Genomic DNA, 17665 nt, shown 5'->3' on the forward strand with positions numbered 1-17665 from the left:
CCGCCACAAAGTGTTCGGAATTACGAGGCATCAGCAAGGATTCACTGGTATTCACCCCATACCCAGCCTTCCCATCGCCTGTGGCCCCCGGGCGGAACGGAGACTCTTGGGCTTTCCCCGGAGCTTCACACCCGACTGAGCAGGACTCAGCCACGCATGTCGGGGTAGGGACAGGCCACGGATACTGGCCCGGACTACGCCTTCGACCTCAGTCGAACCTCCTTCGACGTCTTCACTCAACACAAGCGACCTCATGTCGCGGATGCGCACCGGTGACGCTCGGCTGCCGGTCGCCGCCTTGCGCCTGCTCGTCGAGCTGGAGCGCGCTGGCGCCGATGGCGTCGTGGTGCCCGGCTGTGCGGACTGCGGCGAGCGCCGCCCGCTCAACCGCCGTCGCCCGGACGGGGCGCGGATCTGCGCCAGCTGCACCAGGGTTCGCACCGCCGAACCCTGCGCTCGCTGCCAGCGCGTGCGCCCGATCGGCTCCCGCCAACCGGACGGAACAGCCCTGTGCGGGGACTGCTACGAGCGGCCACAGAAGGTCTGCACCGGCTGCGGGATGCTCCGCCCGGTCAAGAGCCTTACCACCAACGGGCCCGTATGCCAGCGCTGTTACTCCCGTGCGCCGCGCACCTGCGGCGGATGCGGGCAGGAGCGGCAGATCGTCGCCCGCGCCAAGGACGACCGACCCGACCTGTGTGCCAGCTGCTACAACGGCCCCTGCGTCCCCTGCTCGAAGTGCGGCAAGACCAGGGCATGCCGGGGCGTACGCACAGGCAACTACCTGTGCCTGTCCTGCACGCCCCGCCCGCAGGCGGAATGCGCCCGCTGCCAGCGGATGCGCGACGTGAAGACCCGCTGGCCCATCGGCCCGGTGTGCCCGACGTGCTACACGTACATCCGCGCCAACCCGACGGCTTGCCCCCGCTGCGGCCACCGCCAACCGGTGATCGCCATGGACGCGAGCGGCCAGCCGTGCTGCGGACCGTGCGCGGGAGCGGACCGCCGATACGTCTGCCCTCGCTGCGGTGGAGGGGACGCCTCTGGACGCGACGGGGCCTGTGCGCGCTGCGAACTCGGTGCCGAACTGCGCAGGCACTTCGGGACCACACCTCTGCTGGCGCCCCTGGTCGCGGACCTCGAACGATCCGAGCGCCCGGTCGCTGTCCTCCACTGGCTGCGGCAGCCGGACAGCTCCGCCGCCCTGCTCAGACAGCTACTCGCCAGCGGCCACGATCCCAGCCACGAACTACTGGACACCTTCCCCGGCCGCACCGCCGCTGTCCACCTGCGCCAACTCCTGGTCGGCAACGGGATCCTGCCAGAGCGAGACGAACGAGCCGCGGGCCGAAAGCTGGATGCTCCGCCTCTTGGCCGAGATCGAACCGCACCACCGGCAGCTCCTTCAGCCGTACACCACCTGGCTCGTCCTGCGACGCCTTCGCCAACGGTCCCGTACCCGGGGCGTGACCGACTCCAGCGTCTCTTACGCCCGCGACCAGGCCCGCTCGGCGCTCAACTTCCTGCGCTGGCTTGAAGAGCGGGGCACCACCCTCGGCCAGGCAGGCCAGCACGACGTCGACCAGTGGCTCACCCAGGGCAGTACCACCCGCCGACGCCTTCGAGATTTCCTGCGATGGACCTGGCGCTGCGGCCTCAGCCAGCAGCTGATCGTGCCGCTGCTGCCCAACGGGCAGGCCGAGCACTTCATCGACGAGGACCACCACGTCGAACTCCTCCACGTCTGCGTTCAGGACGACACCCTGCCCTCCGACGTCCGGGCCGCCGGCGCGCTGCTGCTGCTCTTCGGCGTCAAGGTGACCCGCATCGCCCGCCTCGCTCGGCAGGACCTCACCCGCACCGGCGACCAGGCATTCATCACTTTCGGAGACCACCCGACACCGCTCCCACCCGCCGTTGAGCGCCTATTGGCGGCCCAAGCCGCACGCCGGCCCCGAACTCTGTCTCACCACGGTGATCCCTCATCCGTGCCGTGGCTGTTCCCAGGAGCCCTCCCTGGCCGGCCCATCGCCGCCCACCGGCTGGGCGAGCGGCTCGCCGCACACGGCATCGATGTCCGACCGACCCGCAACACGGCGCTCCTTGCTCTCGCCGAGGACCTGCCCGCCCCGGTGATCAGCGACCTGCTGGACCTCCACATCAACACGGCTGTCTACTGGAGCAAGCGCGGCGTTCGGGACTGGAGCGACTATGTGGCAGGGCGTGGAACTGCTCCCCGTAGCGGCGGTGACGTCTGAGTGTCCTGGTGACTTCCGTCCGAAGCCTCTTCGGTCAGAACACCGTTGGACCGCGATCCTCAACGAGGACGACATCACGCCATTGCCCCAGGCGTTCGTGGGTGCCGACTACGTGGAAGGCCCGCGTGATCTCATAGAGTGGCTACAGGGGCGCATCTGGTGATGACCTGAACCAGTTGATCGATGCCTGGGTGGAGGAGCAGCTGGCTCTGTCGCCCGTATGGTCTGTGGAGAAGCGGGAGACGATCTTGGCCCTGCTGGGAGAACCGACATGCGGACCAGGAGGAGTCGGCGACGCAACCTCACGCCATCTCCCGCAGAGTGTTGAGAACCGAGTCGATCGGCGGCCGTGAGGTTCCAGGCCGTCGCCAAAAAGGCTGAGCGCCAGAGGTACGCGTCACCCGGTCGGCTACGCAGCGTGTTACTGGTGCTAATGGTTGGCGTCGAGGAAGTTGGAAGCTGCTTCCCGCTTCGGCAAGTCCAGTCAATCTCAGGGCTGCTCCAGGAATCATCCCGGTCCCCCGCCTGATCCGGTCGTACGGCCTGGCCGCGCAAGGCCCCCTGAGTCTCCGTTACTGGAAGTCGGTTCGGCCCGAGGCTGCCGGCTCGATTGACCGGGCCTGCCGACGCGCCTTTGAACTGGGTCCACCGGTACTGGTGCTACCGGCTGTTCCGTTGATCTGCGCTGCCCGGCATGAGGCGGGATTCCCAGGCCCAGGCGGTGATCTCGCTGCGGTTGCGGGCTCCAAGTTTGTTCTGGATCGCGGCGAGGTGGCCCTTCACGGTGCTGACGGAGATGAAGAGGGCGGCCGCGATCTCCTGGTTGGTGCGGCCCCGGGCGACGGCGCGGACGACGTCGGTCTCCCGGTCGGTGAGCGCGGGGTCGGGCTGGTGGGCTGGGGAGGGTTTGACGGAGGCGAGGTCGCGGAGCAGGCGCCGGGTGATCGACGGGGAGATCAGCGCGTCCCCGGTGCTGGCGGCCCGCACGGCGGCGGTGAAGAGGGTAGGGTCGCCGTCTTTGAGGACGAAGCCGAGGGCTCCGGCCTGGAGGGCGCCGTAGACGTACTCGTCGAGTCCGAATGTGGTGACGATGACCACCCGGAGCGGGTCGGCGACGCCCGGGCCGGCGAGTGCGCGCGTGACGTCGATGCCGTCGAGGCGGGGCATCCGGATGTCGATGAGGCAGACGTCGGGCCGCAGTTGGCGGGCGAGGACGACGGCCTCGGCGCCGTCGCGCGCTTCCGCGACGACGGTGATGTCGGGCTCGTCCTCCAGGATGAGGCACAGGCTGGTGCGGATCATGGCCTGGTCGTCGGCGACCAGCACCCTGATGCTCACGGGCGGTCTCCAGCTTGCAGGGGCAGGGTGGCCCGTACCGACCAGCCGGCGCCGGGCTGCGGACCGGCGCTGAGCGTACCGCCCAGTGCCTCGACGCGTTCGCGCATGCCGACCAGGCCGTAGCCGCCGCGCGGGGAGGCGCGGATCGGGGGGTGCGGCGGAGCATCGTTGCCGATCTCGACGCTGATGTCAGTGCTGTCCTGGGAGATGGTGACGGTGGCCGCGCGGGTGCCGCGGGCATGGCGGGCGATGTTGGTCAGGGATTCCTGGACGACTCGGTACACGGTGGTGGTGACGATGGGTGGCCAGGTCGGCGCTGCGGTGGGCAGCCGGAGGTCGACGGCCGGTCCGTGCGATTCGAAGCGGCGGACCAGGTCGACGAGTTGCTCCTGTCCCGCGGTGACGGCGGCGCCGTCCTCCGCGTCGCGGAGCAGGGCGACCACCCGTCGCATCGCGTCCATGGCGTCGGTGCCCGAGCGTTTGATGTCCGCCAGGGCGTCGCCGAGCTGGTCCGGCTGCTTGCGGAGCATGATCTGGGCGGCGTGGGTGTGCATCACGATGCCGGACACGTGGTGGGCGACGACGTCGTGCAACTCCCATGCCAAAGCCAGGCGTTCGTCACGTCGCACGGCCTCGACGTCGGCCCGGCGGCGCTGCTCCAGCAGCCGCAGCACGAGCCCCATGCCGAGGCCGGCCAACCAGCCCTGGACGCCCATGTGGAAGTGGGTGGCGGCCTGCGAAATGGTCACCAGCCAGCCGAGTCCGGTGACCGCGAGCCCGGCCGCGGCGACGGCGGCCGCTCGCCGGGGCGGCAGTGCCCGGACGGCGGAGCCAGCCAGCACGGTGAGCGCCAGCGACGCGGCGAGACCGGGCTGGCCCGTCAGGTACCCCGTGGCGGCGGCGAGGACGGCGGCAGCCGCGACGGACAGGCCGACCGCCGCGGCGACCAGCCGGTCGCGCTCCCGGAGCAGCGCCACGACGCACACCACCGCACCGATACCGCAGTCGAGCAACCAGCCCCGGCCACCCGGGTGGACGGCATGCCAGTAGGCCGTCGCCGCCAGCACCGCCGCGAAGGCCAGCCCGAGCAGCACGTCGATTCGCCTGGCGGCCAGTGCGGCCAGCCGTTCCATCACCCTCACGGTGCTCAGGCTACGGAACCGGCCGCGACCGCGGCACCGGCCAAAAGCACTGCTTCGATCCGCCTGATCAGTACTTTCGGCCGGTACGAGACCCGGTCGGCGCGAGCAGGCTTGGTGGCATGCAACGAGACCTCGACACACCCCGCGGCGCCGCGGGAACCGCACCAGCCGGCAGGTGGACGTGAACCGGTCCATCTGGGCCCGCCTCCGATTGGAGCTGCGGGTCATCGGCATCGCCCCGCCGGTGACGGCACTGGCGGCAACGCTGGGCGGCGCGATCCTGGTGATCGTCATGCATGCCACCGGGGCCGGCGCGGAACAGCTCAACCTCGCCGCCGGCGCGGTCCTGGCGGGCTTCGCCCCGTTCGGCACCGCCGTCGCGGCCTCCTCGATCGTGGGGCGTGATTCCGGCGCCGAGCTGGTCATGACCAGCACGGTCTACCGCCGGGTGCTGTTCCTGCGTGTCGGCCTGGTGGTGGTCCCAGCGGCCCTGGTCACGCTGTTGGACGCCGTCGTGTTCCGCGCCTTGAACGCCTGGCCCGTGGGACAGGGCACGGGCGGTTACGTCCTGGTGTGGGCCCCGCCGATGCTCTGGCTGGTCGCACTGGCGATGCTCATCGCGATCGGCCTGCGCAGCCCGGCCGCCGCAAGCGGCCTGATCGGGGGCCTGTGGCTGGCCCAGTACCTGATGACGCCCGCCATCCGGGACAACACGGTGCTGCGGGCGCAGTACATGTTCATGGGCGTCGTCGCCAAGGTCCCGGCGCACGAATGGACCGTCAACCGAATCGCCCTGCCCGCCGTCGGCGTCGTCGCCGTGATCGCGGCCGGCCTGCTACTGGGGCGTCCCGAACGATTTGTGGGGAGCGATACCGCATGACCACCGTCCTTCAGCGAACCGCCCCGCCGACGGCAGCTCGCACCTGGTGGGCGAAGACCGTCGCGGCCGCCCGCTACGAGTACCTGATGCAGGTGCGCCGCCCGGCGGTCTGGCTGGTCGTGATCGGGCTGATCGCGCTGCGCTGCGCATCGCCCTTCCCGCCGGGTTTCACCAGCACCACGGACCACAGCACGCTGGTCGCGGACTGGGCGTTCAACTTCATCATGCTGTGCCCGATCGGCGTCGGCGCCGTCCTCGCCGACCGCGTCCGGCGGGAGTCCCGGCTGGAGCTGAACGACCTCCTGACCTCGACGCCCACCGGCATCGGCCCACGCTTGTGGGGCAAGGCCATCGGCGCCGGCGCGGCGACCATCACACCGGTCGTCCTCGCCTGGGTGGGCCTGCTCGGCTACCTGACCGCCCAGCACGGGGCCGGGGTGATCCCGGTCGGCCTCGCGGCGTTCGCCGCCATCATCCTGCCCGGGTTGGTCTTCATCTCGGCCTGCTCGGTCACCATCCCGTACCTGACCGGGCCCGTGCTGTACCGGCTCGGTGTGTTCGGCTACTGGATCTAGGGCAACATGGTCGGCCCGCGCTTCGGGATCCCCACCCCCGCCGGCACGCCCTTCGAAGCCATCGGCGAGTACCCGTCCGGTGCCTGGTTCCACGGCGTCATGTTCATCGCCACGCAGCGGAAAGTGCATCCGACCGACGGCGAGACCATCCTCAGCATCGCCTTCCCGCTGCTCATGGCGCTCGCCGCCCTCGTGATTACCCAGCTCGTGCTCACCAGGAGGAGCCCGTCATGACCGCGCCCAACGTGACCATCACCGATCTGACCGTCACCTTCCGGCGCGGACAGGTCCGCGCCCTCGACGGCATCAGTCTCCGCCTGCCCACGGGCATGGTCGGTCTGCTCGGTCCCAACGGAGCCGGCAAGACCACCTTCATGCGGGTCCTGACCGGGGTGCTGCTGCCGACCTCGGGCAGCGTCGCGGTGGACGGCACCGAGCTCACGTCGCGCAGCCAGCGCCGAGAGGTCAAGGCCACCACCGGCTACCTCCCCCAGGAGCTCGGCCTGTACCCGGACTTGACGGCCAGGCAGTTCCTCGACTACATGGCGCTGCTCAAGGGCATCACCGACCGGCGCGCCCGCCGCGCCCGCGTCAAGGAGGTCCTCGAACTGGTCTCGCTCAGCGATGTCGCCAACCGGAAGGTGAAGGGCTACTCGGGCGGCATGAAGCGCCGCGTGGGCATCGCCCAGGCCATCCTGAACGACCCCCGGCTGCTGATCGTCGACGAGCCCACCGTGGGACTGGACCCCGAGGAGCGGCTGCGGTTCCGCAGCCTGCTCGCCAGGCTGGCCGGCGACCGGACGGTGCTGCTCTCCACCCACATCGTCGACGACATCGTGCAGACCTGCCCGAACGTCGTGGTGATCGAACACGGGCACGTCGCCTTCCAGGGCGCCATCGGTGCCCTCGCCACCCGTGCCGAGGGCAAGGTGTGGCACGTCACCCAGCCGGCCACCGCCCCGCCGCCCGGCCTGCCCACCGTCAACGTCACCCCCAGCATGACCGGCACCACGTACCGAGTCATCAGTTCCGGCACCCCCGCCCCGGACGCGGAGCGCGTCAGCGCCACCGTCGAGGACGGCTACATCGCTCTGATGCACGGCACCGCCCCGGAGCGGGCCCAGCACGGCCCCGGCCTCCGCGTCATCTGACCCTAGCCCGCCGATACCGAAGGACCAGAAGATGTCCCAGCAGCCACTCACCGCCGTCCTGGCCGCCGCCGACACCACCACCGGCTTCCACCCCGGCCCCGCCTACTTCGTGCTCTGGGCCCTCATCATCGGCGCCGTCATCGGCGCTCCCATCTACCTCGTCCGCCTGCTGCGCAACCGCCGCCACCGTCGTTGAACACTGCCTGAGTACACAACGATTGGCGCCACCCGTGGCGCTCGGGTGGACGGCGATCACGCACTCCGCGCTGGGAAGGCACTCCCAGGAGCACGTCAGGCGCCCAACGCCCGGTACGCGGCTCGGATGACCTCCCCAGCGATGAGGGCATGGCGACGAGAGCTGTCGGGATCCTCCTCGACCTGCATGAGGTACTCGGCTTGGCGCAGCCGCCCCGCCGGAGTCCGCCCGGAGTCCCGTCGGGCCCGTTCTGGCAGACCCTGGCCAACTCTGGTCTCTGCCAGTCGCGGGACAGCAGGGAGCGCGAGGTGCACCCGCGGAGCGGGCAGACACGCCGCTGACGCCTAAGTGCATCGATGAGCTGTCGCAGTGTGCTTCCTTGACGGGAGATCACGGAGTTGCGGATGCCGTAGGTCGGAGGGTCCGGGGCGTGCGACGATGCCGGTATGAACTGACTCGCGAACGCGACGTCGCCGTACCTGCTCCAGCACGCCTCCAATCCGGTGGATTGGTGGCCATGGGGAGAGGAGGCGATGAATGAAGCCAAGCGGCGGGACGTGCCCATCCTCTTGAGTGTGGGCTATGCGTCCTGCCACTTATGCTTCCAGTAATTCATTGGTGCCACGTGACGGCACACAAGTAGCGTCGCAGGGGTTCCCGTCCCGGACCATCCACCCGGGGCACACCTCGATGGCTTCCCGTAAGGCCGGGGCAGCGGAGATGGGCAGAGGGTCGACCTCGCGGGTTAAGGTCGGGTCAACCAAAGCCTGTTCGTATGTAGCGCAGCTGCAGCAGGGCCCGGTGCGGGTCCTCGGCCATGGTCCGATAAGTGAGGAGCCGTGCGAGGTGACTGCGGTGCCGGCCGACCCGCGCGAGGTACTCACGGTCCCCTGCGGACACAGCACCTACCGGCCTATCCAAGCGTTGGCCGTGGCGGAAGACGTCATGGCTGGCGGCTTGGTGCTGTAGGGCCACCAGTCGCGTGGCGGCGGAGGCACACCTCCATGGCGCCTTTCAAATCGTCGCCCACCAGCGGCCCGTCGGGCCGATAGCTCACAGAGTCCCGCCCGCCGCTGGCATCCCACCGGGGATGTCCTGTTCCTGGCGGGTTGGGGCGGGCCACCGGCTTAGCCCCGTTGCCTGAGAATACGACACGTCAGGAATAAGTGCTCTCCGCCGGTATAGCGCACCGAATTGCATTATGTGGAGCGTTCGACACTGGCCACGCATGGCGACGACCTGCGGCTTCCGTGGGGATCGGCTTCAGCTTGATCCCCACGGGCGCCTTCAGCCTGCTGGGGTCACCTAACGGATTCAACGATGTCGCGTTAAAAGTGATGTGAGCCGAGTGATCGGCCTGCCCAGTGCCGCGCATTTGGTACTGCAGTCGCCGTGACCGAGACCGAGCGGCAGGTCGACCCGACCGAAGAGCCCCGCTGCCTGATCCTGGCCGCGCTTGACTGCGCCCAGTCGGTGACTCCGCACCGCCACAGCAGATTGTGATCGCCCTGGCAACATCGCTCTCCAGAACGGCATCCCCCAGAAGCGCTGGCCAGGCCTCCGTCGTGAGCGGTGCTGTTGGTGTGCACGGCGCCGTGGGTTGCATCGCGCTAATAGTCGGTCAGGGTGAGCGCTGCTTCCCATGTGGTCTCGACCAGAGTGCCGTCGTTGACGTTTACACGGTCGTCAAATTCGGCCAGGACCTGTTCTTGGGTGTGTTGGAGGATCTCCTTGACGGCTCCGTGCAGTCCCGTGACCTGGCCGTCAAGTGCCTGGCGGACACGGTCGGCGATGGAGCGGAGAAGTCCGACCCGGATACCGAAATGCTCAAACCGGGCCGCGAGGACGGGTCCGCTGCCGCTGTCGGTGTCGCCCATGTCGACGGCTGCCAGGTATGGCTCGTAGTAGGCGAGGAGGAACCGGTCGAGGTTGACGGCGAGCGCCGTTGCGGTGATCTCGTCTTCCACAGGGTCGAAGGCGTCGAGGCGCAGGGATGGTGCCCTGTCGGCGGGATCCCGGGGGAAGGAGGAGACGCATCCGAACGCCACCTCCGGGGCCTCCCCGTCGATCTCCTTGATGGAGCGCTTCTGCGCGGCCAATTTTCCCGGAAGGTCCGTAGACATAGCCTGCTAACGGCCTTTGGCTTCGGCCACGACCCATCCGGTGTCCCGTCGCCCGAACAGGTCTGCCCGTTGGCGCGTGGCGGTGAAAAGCACACCGTGGCGACGCGCATACCGGTCGACGTGCATTAGGTAGCGTACTGAGAGGATGTTCTGGCTGAACACTCCCGTCAGCGCCTGGCCAAGTGTGTAGGACAGGGACACCTTCTCCGACCGGTCCATCGACCGCGCCAACTGCGTACGTACGAGACGGTTGTCGGAAGCCCGGCGAATGTAGGCCGGGATCACCGACATACGGTGTAGCCATTCCCACACTGATGCGTGACCGTACTTCGCCTGATCGCCTGGTGTGCGGCCGGTGGCGAACAGGGCGTGCGCCAGCTCACTGGCCGAGAACGTCAAGACACCAGTGCGCGCAACCTCCGATCCAAAGGCCTCCGCTTGGTATGGCACCTCGAAGTCCAGCGCTGCCGCCATGTTCATCCCCTCCGCCGCGCCTGCGGGCGGCTCGTCAGCATGATCCTGCCACGCTCCGCGACCGGCCCGCAGCGGGAAATCACCATAGATTGGCGGTAGTTGTTGGACCTGACTGATTCCTGCTGCGTTGTACGGGATGTCACACAACTGGGTCTTGGCGACATGGCGCGGGCTGAGTGACCCGCAGCGACACATCACCACCTCGTCCTGACGAGCCCGAGCGTCCGGCCAGGCAGGTCGGAGAACGTCGCCAAGGCTAGAGTCTCGGCGTTGGGTGAAATCTGGTTCTGGACTGCGGTTCAACCGATGCCGACATATAGCCCGGCGGCCAAGAGGCGGGCAGTCGCAACGCATACGCCACCCTGATCGAGGCAGCGACCCGCCCGCATGCCCGGGAACTCGACCGCCATCTGGGCATCGGAGGCAGCTGCCCGCTCAACCGGCAGCTTGGTCTCGCGCTGACTTCCTACCTTCTCGAAGGATGGGACCCACCCCAAGATCTCTGCCTGGCCGTCGAGTAGTCAGCCCTAGAAATGACAAAGATCCCATCCGATCGCGACGATCGGCGGGATCTCGTCAACCGCTCCCGCTAACTCAAGAACGGCTTTGGGCGGTCGGGGCGGGATTTAGTCGGCGAGCAACTCCAGGACGACGGTGGCGAGGGTGAGGGCGGAGTGCAGGCCGGTTACCTCGTGCACGGTGGGGGTGGACGACGGTGCTCCAGTCGCCGGTCAGGCCGGGCCAGATGGCCAGCACGACCTCCGCGCCAGGAAGTCCGAGGTGCGCAGTGACGTCTATGTGCCCGTCGGCGGTGGGTATCCAGCTCAGCAGGATCCGGCCGGGCGGTACACGGTCAGGATGGTCAGCGGCCATCCAGCGGACCCGGAAGGTCCCGGCAGGGATAGCGGACACGTCATGGACGAGAGCTCCTCGTACGTCGGCTGGCATCGGTCGGGAGGTCAGTGACGGGAGGTCGACAAGTGACGAGCGAGCGGGTGCGGCAGCAGTGATGGGGATCCTCCAGCTGATGATCGGCAGGGAACGAAGGAGACGCCCCGCGCAGGGCGGTGCGCTTGCGCGGGGCGGAGCCGGAAAGGACGAGGTTCAGGTTTTCGCGGGCTCGGTGTTGAGGAGCGCCTTGGTGAAGGCCGCGATGGCGGCGGGCGGCACGGTTGGGTCGAAGTCGGCGTGCCAGATCTCCTCGCCGTCCAAGGTGCGGCGGGCTTCGAAAGACCAGCCGCTGTCGTGGCAGCGGACCGTCAAGTGGCCTCCGGGCGCGGTGTAGACGGCAGGGAGATCGTTGTCGTCGATGGTCCAGTCGGGGCGGTGGAACAGCTCGGTGGCGATGTAGCCCGTGTCCTGGCCGTCGAGGTACCAGGGATCGCCGGTGGTGTCCGAATCAGGGGCCGGGGCCTCCGGGGCGAGACCGGTTGTCCAGTTCTCCGGGCCCCATCCGAGTTGGCGGCAGACGTCGGGGAGGAGGTGGTCCTCCTGGCCGTCGTCGGTGATGTACGCGACCGGGCCGCTGATGCCGCCGGCCTCGTGGACGCCGCCGGCGAAGTGGCTGAATGGCCAGTCGGGGTTGACGGCGAGGCGCGCCAGCAACTCGGGGTCGAGTGCTTGGAGCTGGTGAACGAGCTGGCCGACGGTGAGGGACCGGGGCATGGATGACCTCCTACGGGAAGCGGAAGCGGAGAAAAGGGAAGGCGCGGGCGCCAGGGGCAGTCAGTCCGCGAAGCGCAGCAGCTCGCGCAGGACTGCTGGGCCGGAGTCGGTCTGGGCTTCTCGGTGAGAGGCGAGGTGCCGTTTGCGCTCGGCATCGATGTAGCCCTTGGTTCGCCCGGACAGCTCCCAAGCACCGCAGTCACACGTCGACTCGAAGCGGTAGCGACCGGGGCACTCGGGGTGGAGTGGCTTGCCGGACCTCGTGTGCTTGTGGGACTCCGGGCATTCGGTGCCGTCCTGGTGAAGGGTGACCAGGGCGGCGCGAGGGCGCGGCATGGCAGTGCTCCGTTCTTGGTACGGGCATGGGTGGGGAAGCGGTCGGCCCGGGGGAGTCCGGGCCGACCGGGCGAAGAGCGGGGTGGGTCAGGCGGAGAGCCGGAAGGACTGGAGGGCAAGGGCCTCGTTCTCGGTTGCCCGGACGATCAGTCCCGCCTTGGTCCGGCGCGCGAGGTTTCTGGCGGCGACGGCATCACGGATGCCGAGGGCATTGCCGATGTGCCGCGTGCGGGCGCCAGGATTCTTGGCGAGGTGGGCGACGACGGCGGCGTCGCGTTGCAGGGACGCCTCGTAGAGGTCGGCGCTGGCGAGCAGGACGCCGCACATGGCGAGGGCGACGGCGAGAACGCGCACGATGGCAGGTTCGCCGGTGGAGGAGGCGAGGGTGGCGCTCGCCATGCCGAGGGCCGTGATACCGGCGGGGAGGAACTGGTGGAGGGGGCGCGTCATGGTGTCTTTCACGCAGTGGGCGAGCCGGGCGGTTACGGGTGCGGGCGTGGTGGTTGGAGCGGGGGCGGGTGTTAGTCGTCGTACCGGTGGGGGGTGGCGATGAGGGCGGCGAGGAAACCGGCGATGGCTTCGGAGGGGGTGTCATCGCCGAAGGTCTGGGTCCAGCCGATCCCACCGCCGGGGGCGCGCTGACGGAGACGCGCCACAAGATCCGGGGCTTGCCGTTGTCCGGGGTCTCGGGCAGAAAGCCGACGTAGACGCGGCGGTCGGGGCTGGAGCAGTGCACGTTGGCGAAGTCGTCGGAGACGACCGGCCAGCCCTGGCCGCGCAGGAAGTCGGTGACCGGGTTCCCGACTCCGCCGCCGACCAGCCAGTCGCGCTCCTTGGCGGGCACGGATTCGGGTTCGCCAAAAGTGCGGAGCACGGCGGTGGAGGGGGTGGGGAGCGGAGCGGTCGAGGTGATCGTCACGGGCGAGCGTCCCTTCGTTGACCTGCGGGTTTTCCCGACGCCCGTACGTTGACATGGTTCTAGGCAAGGTCTCCAGTCCGTTGCCGCCCGGTCGCGTCTGCCGTGGGCGAACTTGGGCGGGCCCGGGCGGGACCCGTTGGCCGGAGACCGGCTGAAGGCGTTGCCGGTGTGGCCTGCGTGGCGCGAGGGACACGGCTGGCGGAATTCTTGCGGCTTGGCCGACCCGGACCCTCGATCGTCAAGGTCGCGCAGCTGGCGCAGATCGGATCGCGCGGGGTGCGCTTCCTGCGGGCCTGACGCGGGGGGTTGCGTGCGGTCGGACCACTGTTAAGGCCAACTCCCTGCTGTCCCAGGGATATTCACTTTGCACAGCCGACAACCCGGTGTAGAACTGATGTTCTATCTGCTACGGGGCAAGGGGCTCAGCAGCAGAGGACACCGGGGGTACACACGTGATATCCAGCAGGTCCCCACGTCACCTCATAAGACGTGCACGCGTGATCGCGCTCATCACCGCAGCAACGCTTCTTCCCACGGCGGCGCTCGCCACAGCCGCCGGCAATCCCCGTCTTACGGCTCAAGGGTCGAAAGCCACCGCCTCGGAGATTCAAGGTCAAGCACCGCAGTCTCTGAACGTGGCGCACGGCGTCGCCGCCCAGGAGGCCGACTGCCAAGCAAGGGTGGACAAAGCGCGCGAGGCAGGGTCGACGCGACCCGTGGCGTGCATGACGTGGCAGGCAGCCAGTGCGCTGGCCATCCGGCCTCAGGCCGCGTTGCCGCTCCCCTCCTGGTGCGACGACCATGGAGCCGACTCGAAGTGGTGGATGATCCGCACCCAAGCGTGCATGATCACCCCGGCCAGCCTCACGGTAACCAATCCGCAGACCGGCGAGGCGGTGGGCGGCATCAACTACCTCGTCTACGCCTACACCTACACCGACACGAGCCTGCTGGACTGGGGATACCAGATCCAGCTGGGCATGGTCAGCAGCTGGGGCGCGGTCGCCGGAACCCAGGCGTCCGGCACGGGAGCCTGCAACGGGAAGTGCAAGGTGACGGACGCCAGTTTCCCGGCCCAGTCCTTCACCATGACCCATGACGCCGTCGGCAACTGGATCATGACGAGCACCATCGCGACCAGACCGAAGGGCCAGCGCGGCACCGGCACCGGACAAGCCACCTGGAACTTCACCAACCCGCAGTGGGACGGCCCGTCCACCGACATGACACTCGGAACACTCGACGTGCGCTGCGACCGCGCGCTCCCGGGGAACACCAAGCCGGGCTGCGTCATGCCGCAGTACATTCCCCAGATGGTCTACTCCAAGTCCGGCGCGTACCCGGAGCTGGCCAAACACATCGAGTACGCGCAGAACACCAAGAAGCTGCCGGGGAAGCACGGCACCACCAAATACCTGACGCGCCTCACCGACGCCGCGAAGATCAAGAAGAACCGCAACAAGGCATGCCCGTCCAGCCTGCACCGACCGGCGGGAAAGAGCTGCGACGAGTACCCGTTCGCCTCCACCTGGCAGGGAGCCTCGACCGGCAACGGCACGTACAGCAGACGCATGATCAACGCCACGCAGAACAAGAACGGCGGGGTCGCCCTGGCCAACTTCTACATCTACAACCGGATCCTGGAGAAGGATAAGTTCCTCGTGTGGATCAAGTCCTGATCCGCCGACCGCCCTCCTCATACTGGACACCTACCATGACTGACCAGGAAACCACGGCCCACGGGCCCGTCCCCGTCCACTACCACCAGTTCCACATCAGCGACCTGGAGGGCCCCGCCGGCCCCGATCTTCCCGCCGCCGGCAACGGACTGGTGGAGGTCGAGGATGGCGTGGTTCACGTCCTCACCGGCATCCACACCGGAGACGTCGAGGTGGACATCACCCTGCACGACGCCGCCCCCGCGCCGCAGCTCGACGCGTGGGACGAGGCCGTGGAGATCTCCTTGAACTCCGCGTCGGGGGAGCTCGTGCTGCACGCCATGATGGCCGACCTGGAGGAGGAGTTCCCCGCGTTGTCGTTCAACGGCCCCGGCGACTACCGGATACGGGTCCACGCACGGGGGCGGGACACAGCCGTCGACCTCGCCCCGGACGAGATAACCGAGTGGTACCTGCTCCAGGTATGGCCCGACAAGCCGTCGGCAGTGGATGTCTTGAAGGCCACGGACCAGTACGGGGCGGACCAGCGGGCATCGTGACCGGGCCGGTGAGAAACTCGGCATGACGTGTGTTCGGTGGCGGGATCTGACGCCCCGGGCCGACGGAAACCGGCCGAGCTCCTTTCATTTCCCTTGGTGTGTTCCGCCGGATCCGGCGGAACACACCAAGGGACGTTGGCTTCACCGGCATGACGTTGCCGCCGCCTGGGTGGCGCCGGAGCCCCTCCGCGCCAGTGATGATCCGCCACGACCGAGCCTCGTTTTCGTCAGGCAGCAGGCACGTCGCGCGGGTAGGGGCTGACCCCTTCTCTGGAGCGGCCGGCGCGGCCTCTCCCGACCGCTGAACACACCCAGCCACAGGGGAAACACCCCGGTGAACGTCATCGCCCAGGACCAGCGGTGGACCATGGTGCGCCACCTCGTCCACGGCACCGACCTCGACGTCGTCGACCGCGCGGCAGGACTGATCCTGCTGCTGTTCGCCCAGCCCCCAGCCGCATCATCCAGCTCACCACCGACCACGTCAGCGACGACGGCAGCAAGGTCACACTCCGCCTCGGCCGAGTCCCCGCAGAGCTGCCGCCGCCCCTGGACGACCTCGTCCGCCAACTCGTGCAACGCCGCCACGGCCACGCGGTGGCCAGGCCCGTTCACGAGCCGAAGTGGCTGTTCCCGGGCGGGCTCGTCGGTCGACCGCTCGCACCCGCACACCTGAGCCACCGGCTCAAAGCCGCTGGCCCCTGAGCAGGAGCGATGGCTCACCCCCGGTGTCCGGAGCATCGGCACGGCGAGTTTCCTCGCCGACGTGGGCCACGAGATCCCGACGGCCCTGCTGCCCTCGCTGCTGACCTCCACCCTCGGCGCCCCTGGCGCCGCCCTCGGCGCGATCGAGGGCGTCTCCGACGCGCTGGTCGGTGCCGCCCGGTTCGGTGGCGGCGTCCTGGCCGACGACCCGGCCCGCCGTCGCAAGGTCGCCGTCGGCGGTTACGCGACCACCGCCGTGCTCGGCGCGGCCACGGCCGGAGCGACCGCGGTCTGGCAGGTCGGCGTCCTGCAGGCCGCCGCCTGGACCGCCCGGGGTCTCCGCGTTCCCGCTCGCAACGCACTGCTCGCGGATATCGTCCCCGCCGCGGCCTACGGACGGGCTTACGGCTTCGAGCGGATGATGGACAACCTCGGCGCGATCTTCGGCCCGCTCCTCGCCCTGGGCCTGGTGGCCTGGCTGGGCGTGACCTGGGCGATCGGCCTGTCGGTCATCCCCGGTCTGCTGGCCGCGGTCGCGATCGTCTACGCGATCCGCCACACCCCGAAGCCGACCAGCCGCGACAAGGTCCCGCTCAAGATCCGCATCCGTCCCGTCCTGCAGGGCGACCTCGGCAAGCTCATGGCCGCCGTCGCCGCCTTCGAGATCGGTAACGTCGCCGCTACCCTGCTGATCCTGCGCGCCACCGACCTGCTCGCACCCGGGCACGGCACGAAGACCGCGACCACGATCGCCCTCGGCCTCTACACCGCCTACAACCTCGCCGCCACCCTCGCGTCGATCCTCGCCGGACGCCTCGCCGACCGGCTCGGCACCCGCGGCCCCATCCAGGTCCTGGCCGGCGGCGTCGCCGCCTTCGCCCTGGCTACGGCCTGTTCACGATCAACACCGCCGCCGTCGCGTTCCTGGCCCTCCCCTTCCTCCTGGCGGGCATCGGGATCGGCGCCGTCGAGACCGCCCAGCACTCCGCCGTCGCGGCTCTCGCTCCCAAGGACCTGCGTGGCTCCGCGTTCGGCATGCTCGCCACCGTCCAGTCCCTCGGCAACCTCGCCGCCAGCACCATCGCCGGCATCCTCTGGACCGTCATCTCCCCGACGGCCGCCTTCACCTACCTCACTGCCTGGATGTTCCTGGCCCTGCTCGGGCTCGGTCTCAGTTCCCGCCACTGACCAACCCGCGTGTGGTGCACGGCCCCGTGACGGGGCTTGCATCCGGTACCCAGGTACAGGTTTACCGTCGAAGCAGGTACCGGCATCCCGCCGCCGCCCGACGAAGTGGACCACCGCCATGACCTGGGTACCGACCGCCTGCACCCTGCCGACCGCGGAGCAGCCGCTGCGGGTCGCCGAATTCGACGCCCTGTTCACCGACGCCCTCACCAGGGTGAACACGATCTCCGCCACCCACACCCAGCTGGTGCTGGACGGGCCGGAGACGACCGAACAACGCGTCCGCGACCTTGCGGCGCGGGAGACCGGCTGCTGTTCGTTCTTCACGTTCGCCATCGATCGCGACGCCAACGGCTGGCTGCTGATGGACATCACCGTGCCCGACACCCAGTCCGAGGTCCTCAAGGCCCTGGTCGACAGGGCCACCGGCGCAGCCCACGCCCGGCCATGACGACCGGCCTGCGCAGCGGTCAGGTGGCCGAGGCCGCCGGAGTGAA

Annotated in this window: 18 protein-coding genes and 1 pseudogene; 11 read left to right on the forward strand and 8 right to left on the reverse strand. The window is 68.9% G+C overall.

Features of this window, described 5'->3' with window-relative positions; genetic code table 11:
• Window positions 1–1370: 1370 nt before the first annotated feature.
• Window positions 1371–2258, forward strand: coding sequence for a hypothetical protein (locus tag FCI23_RS26815; RefSeq protein ID WP_136726509.1), 888 nt, complete (start codon window positions 1371–1373; stop codon window positions 2256–2258).
• 660 nt (window positions 2259–2918) lie between these two features.
• Here the strand turns inward: FCI23_RS26815 and FCI23_RS26820 are convergent.
• Together FCI23_RS26820 and FCI23_RS26825 are read right to left on the reverse strand one after the other, a co-directional pair.
• Window positions 2919–3560, reverse strand: a complete 642-nt coding sequence (locus tag FCI23_RS26820; protein ID WP_246144062.1) for a response regulator — start codon at window positions 3558–3560, stop codon at window positions 2919–2921.
• Between the two features lie 32 nt (window positions 3561–3592).
• The gene (locus FCI23_RS26825; RefSeq protein WP_136726619.1) at window positions 3593–4729 is read right to left on the reverse strand and encodes a sensor histidine kinase; all 1137 of its coding nucleotides are present in this window, start codon (window positions 4727–4729) and stop codon (window positions 3593–3595) included.
• A 190-nt stretch (window positions 4730–4919) separates the two neighbouring features.
• On the opposite strand from FCI23_RS26825, the gene FCI23_RS26830 reads away from it, so the two are divergent.
• From FCI23_RS26830 to FCI23_RS26850, 6 genes and pseudogenes are all read left to right on the forward strand, one after another.
• Window positions 4920–5618, forward strand: a complete 699-nt coding sequence (locus FCI23_RS26830) for a hypothetical protein (RefSeq protein ID WP_136726511.1) — start codon at window positions 4920–4922, stop codon at window positions 5616–5618.
• Entirely contained in the window at window positions 5615–6193 is a 579-nt protein-coding gene (locus FCI23_RS26835; RefSeq protein ID WP_136726512.1) for a hypothetical protein, read from the forward strand. The genes FCI23_RS26830 and FCI23_RS26835 overlap by 4 nt, the downstream gene beginning before the upstream one ends.
• Window positions 6194–6199: 6 nt before the next feature.
• The gene (locus FCI23_RS26840) at window positions 6200–6427 is read left to right on the forward strand and encodes a hypothetical protein (RefSeq protein WP_136726513.1); all 228 of its coding nucleotides are present in this window, start codon (window positions 6200–6202) and stop codon (window positions 6425–6427) included.
• Complete coding sequence (locus tag FCI23_RS26845) at window positions 6424–7344, forward strand: ABC transporter ATP-binding protein (protein WP_136726514.1); 921 nt, start codon at window positions 6424–6426, stop codon at window positions 7342–7344. Before FCI23_RS26840 ends, FCI23_RS26845 begins: the two co-directional genes overlap by 4 nt.
• A 31-nt stretch (window positions 7345–7375) precedes the next feature.
• Window positions 7376–7540 carry a hypothetical protein gene (locus FCI23_RS56685; RefSeq protein ID WP_169316953.1) on the forward strand — a complete coding sequence of 55 codons (165 nt, stop codon included), beginning with the start codon at window positions 7376–7378 and terminating at the stop codon, window positions 7538–7540.
• A gap of 455 nt (window positions 7541–7995) precedes the next feature.
• A pseudogene (locus FCI23_RS26850) lies at window positions 7996–8142 on the forward strand (DUF255 domain-containing protein); the annotation flags it as partial.
• Window positions 8143–9150: 1008 nt separating this feature from the next.
• Here FCI23_RS26850 and FCI23_RS26855 read toward each other — a convergent pair.
• From FCI23_RS26855 to FCI23_RS60130, 6 genes are all read right to left on the reverse strand, one after another.
• The gene (locus tag FCI23_RS26855) at window positions 9151–9663 is read right to left on the reverse strand and encodes a hypothetical protein (protein ID WP_136726515.1); all 513 of its coding nucleotides are present in this window, start codon (window positions 9661–9663) and stop codon (window positions 9151–9153) included.
• A 6-nt stretch (window positions 9664–9669) separates the two neighbouring features.
• Window positions 9670–10137 (reverse strand): hypothetical protein, encoded by a 468-nt coding sequence (locus FCI23_RS26860; protein ID WP_136726516.1) that lies wholly within the window; start codon window positions 10135–10137, stop codon window positions 9670–9672.
• 1104 nt (window positions 10138–11241) lie between these two features.
• A complete protein-coding gene (locus tag FCI23_RS26870) occupies window positions 11242–11802 on the reverse strand; it encodes a DUF317 domain-containing protein (RefSeq protein ID WP_136726517.1) in 561 nt (186 codons plus the stop codon).
• A 60-nt stretch (window positions 11803–11862) separates the two neighbouring features.
• Window positions 11863–12138, reverse strand: coding sequence for a hypothetical protein (locus FCI23_RS26875; RefSeq protein ID WP_136726518.1), 276 nt, complete (start codon window positions 12136–12138; stop codon window positions 11863–11865).
• An 87-nt stretch (window positions 12139–12225) separates the two neighbouring features.
• Window positions 12226–12588 (reverse strand): hypothetical protein, encoded by a 363-nt coding sequence (locus FCI23_RS26880; protein ID WP_136726519.1) that lies wholly within the window; start codon window positions 12586–12588, stop codon window positions 12226–12228.
• 71 nt (window positions 12589–12659) lie between these two features.
• The gene (locus tag FCI23_RS60130) at window positions 12660–12794 is read right to left on the reverse strand and encodes a DUF317 domain-containing protein (protein WP_246144039.1); all 135 of its coding nucleotides are present in this window, start codon (window positions 12792–12794) and stop codon (window positions 12660–12662) included.
• 988 nt (window positions 12795–13782) lie between these two features.
• Here FCI23_RS60130 and FCI23_RS26890 point away from each other — a divergent pair.
• The 4 genes from FCI23_RS26890 (at window position 13783) to FCI23_RS26905 (ending at window position 17619) form a co-directional block, all read left to right on the forward strand.
• Complete coding sequence (locus FCI23_RS26890) at window positions 13783–14736, forward strand: NucA/NucB deoxyribonuclease domain-containing protein (protein ID WP_136726520.1); 954 nt, start codon at window positions 13783–13785, stop codon at window positions 14734–14736.
• A 35-nt stretch (window positions 14737–14771) separates the two neighbouring features.
• On the forward strand, window positions 14772–15275 hold the full coding sequence (locus FCI23_RS26895; protein WP_136726521.1) for a hypothetical protein: 504 nt from the start codon (window positions 14772–14774) through the stop codon (window positions 15273–15275).
• Window positions 15276–15609: 334 nt separating this feature from the next.
• Complete coding sequence (locus FCI23_RS26900; protein ID WP_136726522.1) at window positions 15610–15951, forward strand: hypothetical protein; 342 nt, start codon at window positions 15610–15612, stop codon at window positions 15949–15951.
• Window positions 15952–16041: 90 nt separating this feature from the next.
• Complete coding sequence (locus FCI23_RS26905; protein ID WP_246144041.1) at window positions 16042–17619, forward strand: MFS transporter; 1578 nt, start codon at window positions 16042–16044, stop codon at window positions 17617–17619.
• Window positions 17620–17665: the final 46 nt, after the last annotated feature.

It is taken from the genome of Actinacidiphila oryziradicis, assembly GCF_005047355.1.
GTDB classification, from domain to species: Bacteria; Actinomycetota; Actinomycetes; order Streptomycetales; family Streptomycetaceae; genus Actinacidiphila; species Actinacidiphila oryziradicis.

Bases quoted from the DNA above. Each gene is read 5' to 3' on its own strand.
- FCI23_RS26840 (WP_136726513.1), top strand. From the start codon at position 6,200: ATGGTCGGCCCGCGCTTCGGGATCCCCACCCCCGCCGGCACGCCCTTC.
- FCI23_RS26890 (WP_136726520.1), top strand. From the start codon at position 13,783: ATGACGTGGCAGGCAGCCAGTGCGCTGGCCATCCGGCCTCAGGCCGCG.
- FCI23_RS56685 (WP_169316953.1), top strand. From the start codon at position 7,376: ATGTCCCAGCAGCCACTCACCGCCGTCCTGGCCGCCGCCGACACCACC.
- FCI23_RS26855 (WP_136726515.1), bottom strand. From the start codon at position 9,663: ATGTCTACGGACCTTCCGGGAAAATTGGCCGCGCAGAAGCGCTCCATC.
- FCI23_RS26825 (WP_136726619.1), bottom strand. From the start codon at position 4,729: ATGGAACGGCTGGCCGCACTGGCCGCCAGGCGAATCGACGTGCTGCTC.
- FCI23_RS26875 (WP_136726518.1), bottom strand. From the start codon at position 12,138: ATGCCGCGCCCTCGCGCCGCCCTGGTCACCCTTCACCAGGACGGCACC.
- FCI23_RS26845 (WP_136726514.1), top strand. From the start codon at position 6,424: ATGACCGCGCCCAACGTGACCATCACCGATCTGACCGTCACCTTCCGG.
- FCI23_RS26880 (WP_136726519.1), bottom strand. From the start codon at position 12,588: ATGACGCGCCCCCTCCACCAGTTCCTCCCCGCCGGTATCACGGCCCTC.
- FCI23_RS26860 (WP_136726516.1), bottom strand. From the start codon at position 10,137: ATGGCGGCAGCGCTGGACTTCGAGGTGCCATACCAAGCGGAGGCCTTT.
- FCI23_RS26870 (WP_136726517.1), bottom strand. From the start codon at position 11,802: ATGCCCCGGTCCCTCACCGTCGGCCAGCTCGTTCACCAGCTCCAAGCA.
- FCI23_RS26820 (WP_246144062.1), bottom strand. From the start codon at position 3,560: ATGATCCGCACCAGCCTGTGCCTCATCCTGGAGGACGAGCCCGACATC.
- FCI23_RS26895 (WP_136726521.1), top strand. From the start codon at position 14,772: ATGACTGACCAGGAAACCACGGCCCACGGGCCCGTCCCCGTCCACTAC.
- FCI23_RS26835 (WP_136726512.1), top strand. From the start codon at position 5,615: ATGACCACCGTCCTTCAGCGAACCGCCCCGCCGACGGCAGCTCGCACC.